General features: G+C 70.8%; 10 protein-coding genes. 7 read left to right on the top strand and 3 right to left on the bottom strand.

What is annotated here, in order from left to right:
- Positions 1–43 precede the first annotated feature (43 nt).
- From ACFYX0_RS13560 to ACFYX0_RS13545, 4 genes are all read left to right on the top strand, one after another.
- On the top strand, positions 44–3,160 hold the full coding sequence (locus ACFYX0_RS13560) for a sacsin N-terminal ATP-binding-like domain-containing protein (RefSeq protein WP_388969963.1): 3,117 nt from the start codon (positions 44–46) through the stop codon (positions 3,158–3,160).
- A 228-nt stretch (positions 3,161–3,388) separates the two neighbouring features.
- Positions 3,389–4,312, top strand: coding sequence for a hypothetical protein (locus ACFYX0_RS13555; RefSeq protein WP_388969961.1), 924 nt, complete (start codon positions 3,389–3,391; stop codon positions 4,310–4,312).
- A 585-nt stretch (positions 4,313–4,897) separates the two neighbouring features.
- On the top strand, positions 4,898–5,380 hold the full coding sequence (locus tag ACFYX0_RS13550; RefSeq protein WP_388969959.1) for a hypothetical protein: 483 nt from the start codon (positions 4,898–4,900) through the stop codon (positions 5,378–5,380).
- Between the two features lie 115 nt (positions 5,381–5,495).
- The gene (locus ACFYX0_RS13545) at positions 5,496–7,037 is read left to right on the top strand and encodes an FG-GAP-like repeat-containing protein (RefSeq protein WP_388969958.1); all 1,542 of its coding nucleotides are present in this window, start codon (positions 5,496–5,498) and stop codon (positions 7,035–7,037) included.
- Between the two features lie 6 nt (positions 7,038–7,043).
- Here the strand turns inward: ACFYX0_RS13545 and ACFYX0_RS13540 are convergent, their stop codons facing one another.
- Positions 7,044–9,437, bottom strand: a complete 2,394-nt coding sequence (locus ACFYX0_RS13540) for a cation-translocating P-type ATPase (RefSeq protein ID WP_388969956.1) — start codon at positions 9,435–9,437, stop codon at positions 7,044–7,046.
- A gap of 105 nt (positions 9,438–9,542) precedes the next feature.
- A complete protein-coding gene (locus ACFYX0_RS13535; RefSeq protein WP_311694558.1) occupies positions 9,543–9,812 on the bottom strand; it encodes a DUF2530 domain-containing protein in 270 nt (89 codons plus the stop codon).
- Positions 9,813–10,069: 257 nt separating this feature from the next.
- Here ACFYX0_RS13535 and ACFYX0_RS13530 point away from each other — a divergent pair, with 257 nt between their 5' ends.
- On the top strand, positions 10,070–11,518 hold the full coding sequence (locus ACFYX0_RS13530) for an NCS2 family permease (protein ID WP_388969954.1): 1,449 nt from the start codon (positions 10,070–10,072) through the stop codon (positions 11,516–11,518).
- A 15-nt stretch (positions 11,519–11,533) separates the two neighbouring features.
- Here ACFYX0_RS13530 and ACFYX0_RS13525 read toward each other — a convergent pair whose 3' ends face one another.
- Entirely contained in the window at positions 11,534–11,716 is a 183-nt protein-coding gene (locus tag ACFYX0_RS13525; RefSeq protein WP_311694560.1) for a ribbon-helix-helix protein, CopG family, read from the bottom strand.
- A gap of 192 nt (positions 11,717–11,908) precedes the next feature.
- On the opposite strand from ACFYX0_RS13525, the gene ACFYX0_RS13520 reads away from it, so the two are divergent.
- Positions 11,909–12,346 (top strand): MarR family transcriptional regulator, encoded by a 438-nt coding sequence (locus ACFYX0_RS13520; RefSeq protein ID WP_311694561.1) that lies wholly within the window; start codon positions 11,909–11,911, stop codon positions 12,344–12,346.
- A gap of 89 nt (positions 12,347–12,435) precedes the next feature.
- Positions 12,436–13,911, top strand: coding sequence for an MFS transporter (locus tag ACFYX0_RS13515; RefSeq protein ID WP_388969952.1), 1,476 nt, complete (start codon positions 12,436–12,438; stop codon positions 13,909–13,911).
- Positions 13,912–14,043 lie beyond the last annotated feature (132 nt).

Raw genomic sequence — 14,043 nt, 5'->3', positions numbered from 1 at the left:
CCCGCGGCAGGCACGGGCACGCCGCGAGAGGGAGAGTGAAAGCGTGAGCGTATTCGTGCGGCCGGCAGCCGAAGGCGCGGACCCGTTCGGAACGGCCCGGCTGCGGCGCGGGGTGCTGGACGCCTGGGCCACCAGCCCGGCCCGGTTCCGCGAGGACGCCAACGCCGAGGAGGAGCTGGTACTCGGCGGGTACCGCGACCGTCTGGTCGTCGAGCTCGCGCAGAACGCCGCCGACGCCGCGGCCAGGGCAGGGGCCCCCGGCCGGCTGCGGCTCACCCTGCGCGACGGCGTGCTCGTCGCCGCCAACACCGGTGCCCCTCTCGACGCGGTCGGCGTCGAGTCGCTGTCCACCCTCCGCGCCTCCGCCAAGCGCGACACTCATGAGGAGGCCGTCGGGCGCTTCGGCGTCGGCTTCGCGGCCGTCCTCGCGGTCAGCGACGAGCCCGCCGTCGTCGGCCGGCACGGCGGGGTCCGCTGGTCCCTGGCCGAGGCCAGGGAACTGGCCGGCGAGACCGCCCTGCACAGTCCCGGCCTCGGGGACGAGATCCGCCGTCGTGACGGCCATGTGCCGCTGCTGCGGCTGCCGTTCGCCGCCGAGGGCAGCGCCCCCGACCCGTACGACACCGTCGTCATCCTCCCGCTGCGCGACACGGCCGCCGCCGACCTGGCCGAGCGGCTGCTGCACACCGTCGACGACGCGCTCCTGCTCGCCCTGCCCGGCCTGGCGGAGGTCGTCGTCGAGATCGGCGACGAGGTGCGGACCCTGCGCCGCCGCGCCGACGGCACCGACACCGTGGTCGAGGACTCCCGCGAGGGCATCTCCCGCTGGCGCACCGAGTCCCGGCACGGCCCCCTCACCCCGGACCTGCTCGCCGGCCGCCCGGTCGAGGAGCGGTTGCGTCCGCACTGGTCCGTCACCTGGGCCGTCCCCGTCGCCGACGACGGCACCCCGGCCCGGCCCCGTACCGCACCCGTCGTGCACGCCCCCACGCCCAGCGACGAGGCGCTCGGTGTGCCCGCGCTGCTCATCGCCTCGTTCCCGCTGGACCCCACCCGCCGCCACGCCGCGCCCGGCCCGCTGACCGACTTCCTGGTGGAGCGCGCGGCCGACGCGTACGCCGAACTCCTCGCCGACTGGCGCCCGGTGACCGCCGGCGCCATCGATCTGGTGCCCGGCCCGCTGGGCAAGGGCGAGCTGGACGGCGCCCTGCGCCGGGCCGTCCTGGACCGGCTGCCGCGCACCGCGTTCCTGCCGCCCGCCCACGACCTGGTCGAGGACTCCGGGCTGCCCGAGGCGCTGCGGCCGCGGGACGCCGAGATCGTCGAGGGGGCCGGCGCCGAGACCGTGCGGGTCCTCGCCGAGGTGCTGCCGAGCCTGCTGCCCGCGGGCCTGGAGCGCCGTGCCGAGCTGCGCACCCTGGGCGTTGCCCGGGTCCCGCTGACCGAGGCGGTGGACCGGCTGGCGGGCCTGGAGAAGGAGCCCGAGTGGTGGTGGCGGCTGTACGACAGCCTGGCCGGGGTCGACCCGGACCGGCTGACCGGGCTGCCCGTGCCGCTCGCCGACGGCCGTACGACCATCGGGCCCCGTCAGGTGCTGCTGCCGACCCTGGACGGGCCGCCGGTGACGCCCGAGGCCCTGGCCCGGCTGGGCCTGAAGGTCGCCCATCCGGAGGCCGCCCATCCGCTCCTGGAGAAGCTGGGCGCCCTGCCCGCCACTCCGCGCGCCGTGCTCACCACCCCGCAGGTGCGGGCCGCCGTCGCCGCCTCCCTCGACGACGAGGGGCCCGGCTGGGACCAGGAAGGTCTGGACGCCGAGGAGCTCGCCGACACCGTCCTCGCCCTGGTCCGGGAGGCCGCGCTCGGCCCCGGCGACGAGCCCTGGCTCGGCGCCCTCGCCCTGCCCGACGAGGACGGCGAACTCGCGCCCGCCGGGGAACTCGTGCTCCCCGGCAGCCCCTTCGCGAGCGTCATGCGCGAGGAGGAACTCGCGCTGGTCGACGTCGAGTTGGCCGAACGCTGGGGCGAGCAGCCGCTGACCGCCTGCGGGGTGCTGGCGAACTTCGCCCTGGTCCGCGCCGCCGACGTGGTCCTGGACCCCGACGAACTGGATCCCCGCGACGGGGACTTCGCCGAGCCGGACGACGTCGGGCTGCTCGACGCCGTCGACGTGTGGTGCGAGGACGTCCTGGACCGGCTGCCCGACACCCCCGTGCCGCCGGTGGCGACCGAGATCGTCGCCGTGCGCGACCTGGACCTCGTCGACGACGACCGCTGGCCGCAGGCCCTCGCCCTGCTGTCCGAGCCCCCGCTGCGGGACGCGCTCACCCAGCCGGTGCGGATCCTGCTGCCCGACGGCACCCATGAGGTCGTACGGCCGTACACCGCCTGGTGGCTGCGCGGGAACCCGGTCCTCGGCGGCCGCCGCCCCGCGGGTCTGCGCGCCGCGGGCGGCGACCCGCTGCTGCACGGGCTGTACGACGAGGCCGACGCCACCGGCTTCGAGGACGAGCAGGTACTGCGGGCGCTCGGCGTACGGACCTCCGTGGCCGCCCTGCTCGACGAGCCGGGCGGCGCCGCCGAACTGCTCGACCGGCTCGCCGACCCCGGGCGGCCCGTCTCCGCGGCCCAGCTGCACGCCCTCTACACGGCCCTGGCCGACCTCGACCCGGAACAGGTGACCCTGCCGGACGAGCTGCGCGCGGTGGTCGACGGCCGGGTGAGCGTCGTGGACGCCGCCGACGCGGTGGTCGTCGACTCGCCCGACCTGCTGCCCTCCACCGAGGGCGTCCCGCTGCTGCCGGTGCGCCCGACGCGGGCCGCCGACCTCGCCGAGCTGTTCCAGGTGCGGCGGCTGAGCGAGTCGGTGACGGGCGAGGTGACCTCCGAGGGCGCCGAGCACGACGTCCCGGAGTCCGTGCGGGTCCTGCTCGGGCCGTCCACCCCGGCGTCGTACGTGGAGCACGAGGAGCTCGTCGTCGACGGCGTGGAGATCGACTGGCGGCTGACCACGGACGGCGTGCTGCACGCCGCCACCCTGGAGGGCGTCGCCGCGGGTCTCGCCTGGGCGACGGGCCAGTGGCCGCGCCGCTTCGAGGTCGCCGCGCTTCTGGAGGACCCCTCACGCACGGACGAGCTGGCACGGGACCGCTGGTTCGACTGAGTCCGGCCCGCGTTCGCAGGGGGCCTGAACATGGGGTGACGTCTGCCGGGACGTCGCCCCATGTGAAGGGGCGCGGAGCAGCCGCGTCAGGCGTGTGAAAAAAAGATCCGGCCACGTACAACCATGTGTTCAGGCCATGGATCTGATCATGCGAGTCAACCGACTCCCCAGACACTTCGGGGCTCCGTGGGTCAGTCCGCGGTCCCCATTCTCCACTTGGAGAACGTCATGCGTATCCGTGCCACTGCGGCCGCCGTCACCGGCGCCCTGGCCCTCTCCGCCTTCGCCGTGTCGGCCGCGCAGGCCGCCCCCGCCGCCCCGGCTCACCGCGCGGCCGTCGCGAAGGTCCTGCAGTCCGCCCATGCCACCTCCGGCATGCGGGCGTTCACCGCCGACACCGGCACCTCGGGCGAGCCGTACGCCCTGAACGTCACCTTCTCCGGCTTCAAGATCGGCAAGGCCTACAAGGTGGGCACCGGCGGCCACGTCTCCATCCCGGTCTCGTACACCATGACCCACGGCACCGACGTCGACATCACCGCGCCGGACTTCGAGACGGACCCGTACCTCTACAAGGGTTCCTACGCCGACGCGGACAACATCCTCATCGGCGACGCCCCGGCCAAGTGCACCGCCAGCTCGTCGACCGTCGCCGCCTGCAAGGGCACGATCGACATCTACCCGGCCGAGGGTGACCTGGAGAACGCGAACGCGGGCTCCTGGGGCGCCGCCGCCGGCGCCATCGACTGGAACGGCCAGCTGGACTCGACCACCCCGGACCTGTCCAAGGTCGGCGTCGCCGAGAAGGGCGGCCTCGGGACGACCCTGATCCAGCGCAACTCCGCGCTGACGGCCGACGCCTCGCCGGAGCCGGTGAGGAAGGGCGCGACCCTCACGGTCAAGGGCAAGCTGTCCCGTGCCGACTGGGAGACCAACAAGTACGTCGGGTTCTCGGGCCAGTGGGTGAAGCTGCAGTTCCGCAAGAAGGGCAGCAACACCTACACCACGCTCAAGACCATCAAGACGGACAGCGCGGGCAACCTGAAGACCACGGTCAAGGCGTCCGTCGACGGCTACTACCGCTACTCCTTCGCGGGCACCTCGACCACCCCGGCGGTCAACGCCGCGGGTGACTTCGTCGACGTGCGGTAACCCTTTCGCCACACCGAGGCCGCCCCCGCCGGAATTCCGGCGGGGGCGGCCGTTTTTTCGCGGGCTGACATCGAAATCGGAATAGGGCGGAGCGGCACCGGGATCAGTGCAATCGAATCCGATTCACGGCCGATGCGGCCGAGGGGCGACCCCTCCGGAGCAATGTCCCGTTGCTCCCTCTATAGCGGTGTATCGGCCGCGTTCCCGTGGCGTGATCGCGTGGGGTGGATGGCGAGTTGCCGAGCAAGGCGTAGAGGTCTTGTATTGACGAACAGTGAGGCTTTGACTAACGTATGCCCCGCCTTTGTCTCCGCCTGACCAGCGGAGGCTTTCGGCCAGGGGAATTCAACCATTCGCGCCCTTCCGTCTGTCGAGTCGCCGGCGCCTTGGTTTTTCGACGCAATCACGGGGGTTGCTTTGAGGCGTCTTCAGCGGTGCGGACCGGCCTGTCACAGCCCGGCACTCAACTGACCTCTTCTGCTTCTTCGCAGGATTTTTCGTTCCTTACTTCTCGGCGGGTCCCTCTCTTCGGCGACCCGTTTCCGAAAGGACTCTCGCGTGCCTTTCCACGCCCGGAAAACAGTCGTGTCCGCAGTCGTGGCCGGGATCGCCACGGTGGGCGGTGTGTCCATCGCCGCCGCCGCCGACGACCCGCCCGTGCCCCCGTCCTCCGACACGCCGCCCGTCGCGGTCGAGGGCTACAACTACCCCTCGGCGGACCGGATCCTCACCGAGCAGGGCATCAAGCTCAAGAAGGGTGACGGTCACATCCTGCTGGCCGACTGCGACCAGGCCGCCCAGCAGATCCGGGTGCTCACCGTCAAGGACGACTCCGTCGGCCGCCGGGGTTCCTACTGCTTCAAGGCGCTCGGACCGACGGGCCGGCTGACCCTGGAACTTCCCCGGGTCTTCGCGGTCGAGACCACGGACCACCCGGTGAGCGCGGACCTCACCGCCAACGGCTCCACCACGACCGTCAACGTGCCCAAGGACGGCTACCAGTCCGTCGGCGAGGGCACCAGCGACGGCGCCAGGTCGGTGCTCGTCGAGCTCCGGGTGACCGGCTGACCCGCCGGCCGGCCGCACCGGCGCCCGTCGAGGCGCCCCCTCCCTTCTTCCGTCCGCGCAGAACTTCTTGGTGATTCGAGGAACAGTGAAAAACGTTCGTCCGCGCACACAGCGCATGGTATGGGTGACCGGTCTGGTGACGGCCGGCCTCACGACCGGTCTGCTGGCCGCTCCGCCCGCCCAGTCGGTGGTGGGTGATCAGGTGGCCGACGGCGCCGACCAGTTCACGGTGAAGCTCCACATCGACCTCGGCAACGACAACGAGCGCAGTTGCTCCGGCACCCTGGTCGACGGCCAGTGGGTGCTCACCACCGCCAGCTGCTTCGCCGCCGACCCCCAGCACCCGTCGAAGATCCCCGCCGGCAAGCCCGCGTACACCACCGTGGTCACCGCCGACGGCAACCGCCCCAGCGCGGAAGCGATCGTGAAGCAGAAGGTCCTGGAGCTCGTCCCGCACCCCGACCGCGATCTGGTCATGGCGCGCATCACCAACCCGGCCACCATCGACAACCCGCTGGACGGCCCGTTCCCCAACATCGACGAGGCCGAGCTCGGCACCACCGCACCGGCCCAGGGCGACCAGCTCAAGGCCGACGGGTTCGGCCGCACCAAGGACGAGTGGGTCCCCGCCAAGGCGCACACCGGCTCCTTCACCGTGGACACCGTGGGCGCCTCGACCCTGGCGATCTCCCCGAGCAACGGCGGCGGTGCCCTGTGCCAGGGTGACGCCGGCGGCCCCGTCCTCAACGCGAACGGCAATCTGGTCGGCGTGGTCGACGCCTCCTGGGGCGGCGGGTGCCTCGGCTCCCAGGAGACCCGCACCGGTGCCGTCGCCACCCGGGTCGACGACATCGCGGACTGGGTGCAGCGGGTCCGGCTGACGACCCTGAAGGACTTCGTCACCGACGCCGTCACGGCGGCGGACTTCAACGGTGACGGGCGTACGGACATCGCGGCCGTCCTGACCCGCGGCCCCGCCCATGTCTTCTACGGCCGTCCCGACGGCACGCTCCAGTACGGGGCGTACCTGGGCCCGACCTTCAGCCGCACCACGCCGACGCAGCTCGTCGCGGGCGACTTCGGGGACGGGGCGGGCCCGGAGGTCGCCATGGTCGAGGACGATGGTGACATGTTCCTGGCACAGCACACCTGGGTGCCGACGATGTGGAAGCGGACCAAGCTCTGGACCGACGCCACCTGGAAGAACGGCCTGCCCGCCGCCGCGCTCAAGACCGGCACCGCGGGACGCGACACCCTGCTGTTCCAGTGGCCCGACGGATCCCTCTACACGTACAAGAGGGACGCGAGCGGCAACCTGGTCAACCAGAAGAAGGCCATGTGGCCCGACAAGACCTGGAAGATGAAGCACATCGCCACCGGTGACTTCAACGGCGACGGTCGGGACGACATCGCCGCCGTCACCTCCGACGGCGCCCTGAACCTCTACCCGGGCAAGGCCGACGGGACCTTCGACAAGGCCCGTTCGATGTACCCCGACAAGAGCTGGGGCAGCATGCGTGCCGTGCTCGGCGGTGACTTCAACGGCGACGGCAAGGCGGACCTGGCCGCGCTGTGGTCCAACGGCGATCTGCGCTGGTACGCGGGCGACGGCAAGGGCAAGCTGGCGGCCGGCAAGACCATGTGGCCCACCGTGTAGCACCCTTCACACGGGCACGCGGCGGTCGACCCACTTCCAGACGAACTCCAGGGCGGCCGCCGCCACCGCCGCGATCCCCACCGCGATCCAGGGGATCGAGACGCCCACCAGCTTCAGCGCGAAGAAGTGCTGGAGCGCGGGCACGGCCAGGACGAACAGGAACGCCACGCCCATCGCGGCCACCAGGGCGACGCGCCACCAGGTGTAGGGCCGGGCGACGATCGCCAGCACCCACATCGAGATCAGGAAGAGCGTGAGGGTCGCCGCGCTGGTCTGCGCCTCCAGCGATCCGGGGCCCGTGTAGTGGTGCCGGGCGATCAGATACGTCACGAAGGTCGCCACCGCCGCCATGACCCCGCCCGGGACCGAGTACCACATGACCCGCCGTACGAAGTGGGGTCGGGCCCGCTCCCTGTTGGGGGCGAGCGCCAGGAAGAAGGCCGGAACCCCGATGGTCAGGGTCGACAGCATGGTCAGATGCCGGGGCAGAAACGGGTACTCCACCTGCCAGCACACCACCAGCACCGCCAGCAGCACCGAGTAGACCGTCTTCACCAGGAACAGCGTGGCGACCCGGGTGATGTTCCCGATCACCCGCCGGCCCTCGCCGACCACCGACGGCAGCGTCGCGAAGCTGTTGTCGAGCAGCACGATCTGCGCCACGGCCCGGGTCGCCTCCGAGCCGGAGCCCATCGAGACGCCGATGTCCGCGTCCTTGAGCGCGAGCACGTCGTTCACGCCGTCGCCCGTCATCGCCACCGTGTGCCCGCGCGACTGCAGCGCGCCCACCATGTCCCGCTTCTGCTGCGGGGTGACCCGCCCGAACACGGTGCCCTTGTCCAGCGACTTGGCCATCTCCGCCTGGTTCTCCGGAAGGCGGCGGGCGTCCATGACCTCGCCGGCGATGCCGAGCTTCCCGGCGACCGCGCCCACGGACACCGCGTTGTCACCGGAGATCACCTTGGCGCGGACGTTCTGGTCGGCGAAGTAGCGCAGGGTGTCGGCGGCGTCCGGGCGCAGCCGCTGCTCCAGCACGACCAGCGCGGTGGGCCGGGTGCCGTCCTTGACCCGGGGGTCGTCCAGCTCCCGGCTGGTGCGGGCCAGCAGCAGCACCCGCAGCCCCTGCTCGTTGAGGCGCTCGGTCTCGGTCAGGGCCGGGTCGTCGGGGCCGAGCAGGACGTCCGGGGCGCCGAGCAGCCAGGTGCTGGCCTCGCCGTCGCCCTCGCTGAAGGACGCGCCGCTGTACTTCCGGGCGGAGGAGAAAGGCAGGGCCTCGGTGCAGCGCCATTCCTCGCTGTCCGGGTAGGCGTCGATGATTGCCTGGAGGGAGGCGTTCGGACGCGGGTCGGACTCGCCGAGCGCGCCGAGGACCTTGCGTATGTAGGTCTCGTCGGCGCCCTGGAGCGGCCGGAGTTCGGTGACGTCCATGCCGCCCTCGGTGAGGGTGCCGGTCTTGTCCAGGCAGACGGTGTCGACGCGGGCGAGGCCCTCGATGGCGGGCAGTTCCTGGACCAGGACCTGTTTGCGCCCCAGCCGGATGACGCCGATGGCGAAGGCCACGGAGGTGAGCAGGACGAGCCCCTCGGGGACCATGGGCACGATCCCGCCGACCGTGCGGGCCAGGGAGTTCTTGAATCCGGACTGCTTGACCACCAGTTGGCTGATGACGAGGCCGATCGCGGTCGGGACCATCATCCACGTCACGTACTTGAGGATCGTGGAGATACCGCTGCGCAGCTCGGAGTGGACGAGGGTGAAGCGGCTCGCCTCCTCGGCGAGCTGGGCTGCGTAGGCCTCCCGGCCCACCTTGGTCGCGCGGAAGGCGCCGCTGCCGGCGACGACGAAGCTGCCGGACATGACGGGGGCCCCGGCCCGTTTGACGACGGGGTCGGCCTCGCCGGTCAGCAGTGACTCGTCGATCTCCAGCCCGTCGGCCTCGACGCAGACGCCGTCGACGACGATCTTGTCACCGGGGCCGGTCTCGATGATGTCGTCGAGCACGATCTCCGAGGTGGCGATCGCGGCGGTCACCCCGTCCCGGCGGACCGTGGGCCGCGCCTCGCCGATCACCGCGAGCGAGTCCAGGGTCTTCTTGGCGCGCCACTCCTGGATGATGCCGATGCCGGTGTTGGCGATGATCACATAGCCGAAGAGGCTGTCCTGGAACGGCGCCACGAACAGCATGATCAGCCAGAGCACACCGATGATCGCGTTGAAGCGGGTGAAGACGTTGGCGCGGACGATCTCGCCGAGGGTGCGGCTGCTGCGGACGGGGATGTCGTTGACGTCACCGCGGGCGACCCGCTCGGCCACTTCGGCGGCGGACAGTCCCCGCGCCCGCCCGGGTAGGGGGGCGGGGTGCACGGGATCGAGTTCGGCGCCCGCGTCGATGTGACTCATGCATTCGACGGTACGTGCGGAACTGCGCCTTCACCCCTTGAGCGAGCCGAAGATCCGACCCGGGGAGGACGTCTCTCGTGCGGTGGCCGTACGTGGAGTCCGGGACTAACCCTCGGCCGCGGCTTCCTTCCGTGCCGCGTCCCGCTTGATGGCGGCGTCCCGCCTGCGCACGTACCAGATGCCGATGCAGCCGAGCCCCGCGCCGGCCAGGCAGGTCCACAGCCACCAGGTGTGCCCGTGGTCGGCGAACCAGCCGTAGAACGGCAGCTGGACCAGGAAGAGGACGAACCACAGGATCGTGCCGCCGGTGATGGTGGCGACCACGGGGCCCTCAAGGGGCTCCGGCGCCTCGTGCTTGGGGGTCCATTTCGCCATGCGCACAGCTTACGAGGGACGGGCGGCGGCGTCGGGGTGGACCCCGGGCCCTTGTGTGCCAAGGGTCTACGCGCGGAGATAGCGATCTACGCCTCATATGTTCATACTGAAACAGTTCGAGTCTGGCCGCTTATATTCGTATGAATCACCAACAACGCCATGGGGGAGACCCGTTGGTGATCAGGTGACGGCGAGACTCGATCACGTTTGTCCATGTCTGTGACTTTCCGAAGTCCCCCGCACTCCTGAGGTCTCGCATGTCCACCTCGGCCCCTGCCAAGGCCGCCCCGCAGCAGCCGGGCACCCGACCCCCGTCCGGTGCCCTCGACCGTTACTTCAAGATCTCGGAACGGGGCAGCACGCTGTCCCGTGAGATCCGGGGCGGTTTCGCCACCTTCTTCGCGATGGCGTACATCATCGTGCTGAACCCGATCATTCTCGGCAGCGCGAAGGACATGTACGGGCACCACCTGGACCACGGCCAGCTGGTCACCGCGACCGCCGTCACCGCCGCCTTCACCACACTGCTCATGGGCGTGATCGGCAATGTCCCGATCGCCCTCGCCGCCGGTCTCGGCGTGAACACGGTCGTCGCCCTCCAGCTCGCGCCGCGCATGTCGTGGCCGGACGCGATGGGCATGGTCGTCCTCGCCGGCCTCGTGGTGATGCTGCTGGTCGCCACCGGTCTGCGCGAGCGGGTGATGAACGCCGTGCCGCTCGGTCTGCGCAAGGGCATCGCCATCGGTATCGGCCTGTTCATCATGCTGATCGGGCTCGTCGACTCCGGCTTCGTCACCCGTATCCCGGACATCGCGCAGACCACGGTCCCGTTGCAGCTCGGCACCGGCGGCCATCTGACCGGCTGGCCGGTCCTGGTCTTCATCCTGGGCACCCTGCTCACCTTCGCGCTGATCGTCCGCAAGGTGCCGGGCGCCATCCTGATCTCGATCGTCGCGATGACGGTGCTCGCGGTGATCCTCAACGCGACCGCCAAGATCGCCTCCTGGGGTCTGACCGTCCCGAAGTGGCCGGGCAACCCGGTCGCCACCCCGGACTTCGGCCTGATCGGCAAGGTCAGCCTGTTCGGCGGCTTCGGCAAGGTCGGCGTCCTGACCGGCATCCTCTTCGTCTTCACGGTCCTGCTGTCGTGCTTCTTCGACGCGATGGGCACGATCATGGGCATCAGCGACGAGGCCAAGCTGACCGACGCCGAGGGCTATATGCCGGGCATGAACAAGGTGCTCTTCGTCGACGGCATCGCGGTCGCCGCGGGCGGTGTCAGCTCCTCCTCGGCCACCACCTGCTTCGTGGAGTCCACGGCGGGCGTCGGAGAGGGCGCGCGCACGGGCTTCGCGAACGTCGTCACGGGCCTTCTCTTCGCCGTGGCCCTCTTCCTCACCCCGGTCGCCACGATGGTCCCGTCCCAGGCGGCCACCCCGGCGCTGGTCGCGGTCGGCTTCCTGATCCTGTCCAACTCGATCAAGGAGATCGACTGGGCGGACTACACGATCGCCGTCCCGGCCTTCGTGACGATGCTGATGATGCCCTTCACGTACTCGATCACGAACGGCATCGGCATGGGCTTCATCACCTTCGTGGTGCTGCGCCTGGCCGCGGGCCGTGGCCGGGAGGTCCCCGCCGCGATGTACGTGGTGGCGGCGGTGTTCGGCTTCTACTACCTGATGCCGGCCCTGGGCCTGACCTGACCGGCTCCCACGGGGTCAGGTGACCCCGTAGAACCTCTCCGTCTCGTCGACGGCGGCCTGGAACCGCTCGTCGAAGTCATCCCGAATGAGCGTCCGGACGACATAGTCCTGGACGCTCATTCCTCTTCTGGCGGCGTGCAGGCGGAGCCGTTCGAGCAGCTCCAGCTCCAGCCGCACACTGAGCACACTGGTCCCCATGTGTACGAGGGTCGCCGGATTCGGACGGCCGGTGTGTCACGTTCCCCCGCTCTATCACCCATTTGGGTGATAGATGTGACTCGAAAGTTTGCCCGTGCGGCCGCGGAAGCGCGGGCCTGCGTGGCGGGAGTCACCCGTGAGGCGGCGTTGCGCAGTGGTCTTTAGGGAAAGTAATGACTTATCCTAAAGAGCATGGCTGACCTGACCCATGGCGACGACGCTGCCGCCGTGAACGCTCTCCGCTCCGCTGTGATGCGCCTCTCGCGCCGACTCAAGCACCAGCGGGTCGACGAGTCGCTGAGCCCGACCGAGATGTCGGTGCTCGGCACCCTGTCCCGCTGCGGCTCCGCCACCCCCGGCGAGCTCGCCCGCAAGGAGCATGTCCAGCCGCCGTCGATGACCCGCATCGTGGCGCTGCTGGAGAGCAAGGGGCTGGTCAGGCTGGAGCCGCATCCCGAGGACCGGCGCCAGAAGGTGGTCACCCAGACCGAGCGGGCCGAGGCGATGCTCGAGGAGAGCCGCCGCAAGCGGAACGCCTTCCTGGCCGGCCTGGTCGAGGGCCTGGACGAGGACGAGTGGGCGAAGCTCCGCGCGGCCGCCCCGGTCCTGGAGAAACTCGCGCATCTGTGACGGCAGGCGTCCACGCCGGACGCCCACCGTGACGGACGTGGCCCCACCCGCGTACGTATGAATCCGTCATCGCTAGGAGGCGAACCCCTTTGAGTACGGGATCCGGAGCAGCTTCCGCCCCCGCACCAGCCACCCACGACTCCCCGCCCGCCCCACCCGGGACCCCCGAGCCCCCCACGGCTCCCGGGACCCCGAAGTCCCCCACGGCCTCCGCGACCCCCGAGCCCCCCGCGGCTCCCCCGACTCCGGACGCGGACGCCGCCGACCGGACCGGGTCCCGCGCGTCCTCGATGTTCAGCTCCCTGCGTGTGCGGAACTACCGGCTCTTCTTCCTGGGACAGGTCGTCTCCAACACCGGCACCTGGATGCAGCGCATCGCACAGGACTGGCTGGTGCTGAGCCTGACCGGCTCCTCCACCGCCGTCGGTGTCACCACGGCCCTGCAGTTCCTGCCGATGCTCCTCTTCGGGCTCTACGGCGGTGTCCTGGTCGACCGGCTCCCCAAGCGCCCGACGCTGCTGGTCACGCAGTCCGCGATGGGTGCCACGGGCCTTGTCCTCGCCTTCCTGACGCTCTCCGGCCATGTCCAGGTCTGGCACGTCTATCTCGCCGCCTTCGCCGCCGGACTCGCCACGGTCGTGGACAACCCCGCCCGGCAGTCCTTCGTCTCGGAGATGGTCGGCCCCGAGCAACTGCAGAACGCGGTGAGCCTGAACTCGGCGAACTTCCAGTCCGCCCGTCTGGTCGGCCCCGCCGTCGCGGGCGTGCTGATCACGGGCGTCGGCACGGGCTGGGCGTTCCTCTTCAACGGCCTGTCCTTCCTCGCCCCCATCGCCGGACTGCTGCTGATGCGCGCCCGGGAGCTGCATGCCGTGCAGCGCGCCCCGCGCGGCAAGGGGCAGCTCCGCGAGGGGCTCCACTATGTCGCCGGGCATCCGGAGCTGATCTGGCCGATCGTCCTGGTCGGCTTCATCGGCACCTTCGGCTTCAACTTCCCGGTGTGGCTCTCGGCGTACGCGGGACACGTCTTCCACGCGGGAGCGGGCGCCTACAGCCTCTTCAACACGCTGATGGCGCTCGGCTCGCTGACCGGGGCGCTGCTCGCCGCCCGTCGCGGCACGGCCCGGCTGCGGGTGCTGATCGCCGCCGCGGCGGTGTTCGGCGGACTGGAGGCCGTGACGGCCGCGGCACCGTCCCTGTGGCTGTTCGCGCTGCTGATGGTCCCGATAGGGATCGCCGGACTGACGGTGAACGTCACCGCCAACACGGCGGTCCAGATGGGCACCGATCCGGCGATGCGGGGCCGCGTCATGGCCCTGTTCATGATGGTCTTCATGGGCGGTACGCCCCTGGGAGCGCCGGTGGTCGGCTGGATCACGGACACCTACGGCGCGCGGATCGGCTTCGCCCTGGGCGGTCTGGTCTCTTTCGCGGCGGCCGTGACCATCGGCCTGCTGCTGGCCCGGGCGGGCGGTCTGCGCCTGTCGGTCGACTGGAACCGCGGCCACCCGCAGGTCCGCTTCGTCCCCCGCGAGCGGCAGGAGGAGCTGGCGACGGCGGCGTAGTCCCGGCCCCGGACCCCGGATCCACCGACCCCGGCCTCTGAGGGGCCGGGGTCAGCCCCTTGGAAACTCGTCCGTCTTGAGAACCAGGCCCACCACGGTCCCGGTCAGGTCGATCTCCTCGAGTCGCATGCA

Origin of the sequence: Streptomyces sp. NPDC002573, assembly GCF_042889625.1 — a bacterium.
Classification (GTDB): domain Bacteria; phylum Actinomycetota; class Actinomycetes; order Streptomycetales; family Streptomycetaceae; genus Streptomyces; species Streptomyces gibsoniae.
The sequence above is the reverse complement of the archived record's forward strand: the minus strand, read 5'-3'. Positions and strand labels throughout refer to the sequence as shown.

What these genes read in the sequence shown, in the direction of transcription:
- ACFYX0_RS13525 (WP_311694560.1), bottom strand. Translation starts at nt 11,716, where the DNA reads ATGGGGACCAGTGTGCTCAGTGTGCGGCTGGAGCTGGAGCTGCTCGAA.
- ACFYX0_RS13540 (WP_388969956.1), bottom strand. Translation starts at nt 9,437, where the DNA reads ATGAGTCACATCGACGCGGGCGCCGAACTCGATCCCGTGCACCCCGCC.
- ACFYX0_RS13520 (WP_311694561.1), top strand. Translation starts at nt 11,909, where the DNA reads ATGGCTGACCTGACCCATGGCGACGACGCTGCCGCCGTGAACGCTCTC.
- ACFYX0_RS13555 (WP_388969961.1), top strand. Translation starts at nt 3,389, where the DNA reads ATGCGTATCCGTGCCACTGCGGCCGCCGTCACCGGCGCCCTGGCCCTC.
- ACFYX0_RS13535 (WP_311694558.1), bottom strand. Translation starts at nt 9,812, where the DNA reads ATGGCGAAATGGACCCCCAAGCACGAGGCGCCGGAGCCCCTTGAGGGC.
- ACFYX0_RS13545 (WP_388969958.1), top strand. Translation starts at nt 5,496, where the DNA reads ATGGTATGGGTGACCGGTCTGGTGACGGCCGGCCTCACGACCGGTCTG.
- ACFYX0_RS13530 (WP_388969954.1), top strand. Translation starts at nt 10,070, where the DNA reads ATGTCCACCTCGGCCCCTGCCAAGGCCGCCCCGCAGCAGCCGGGCACC.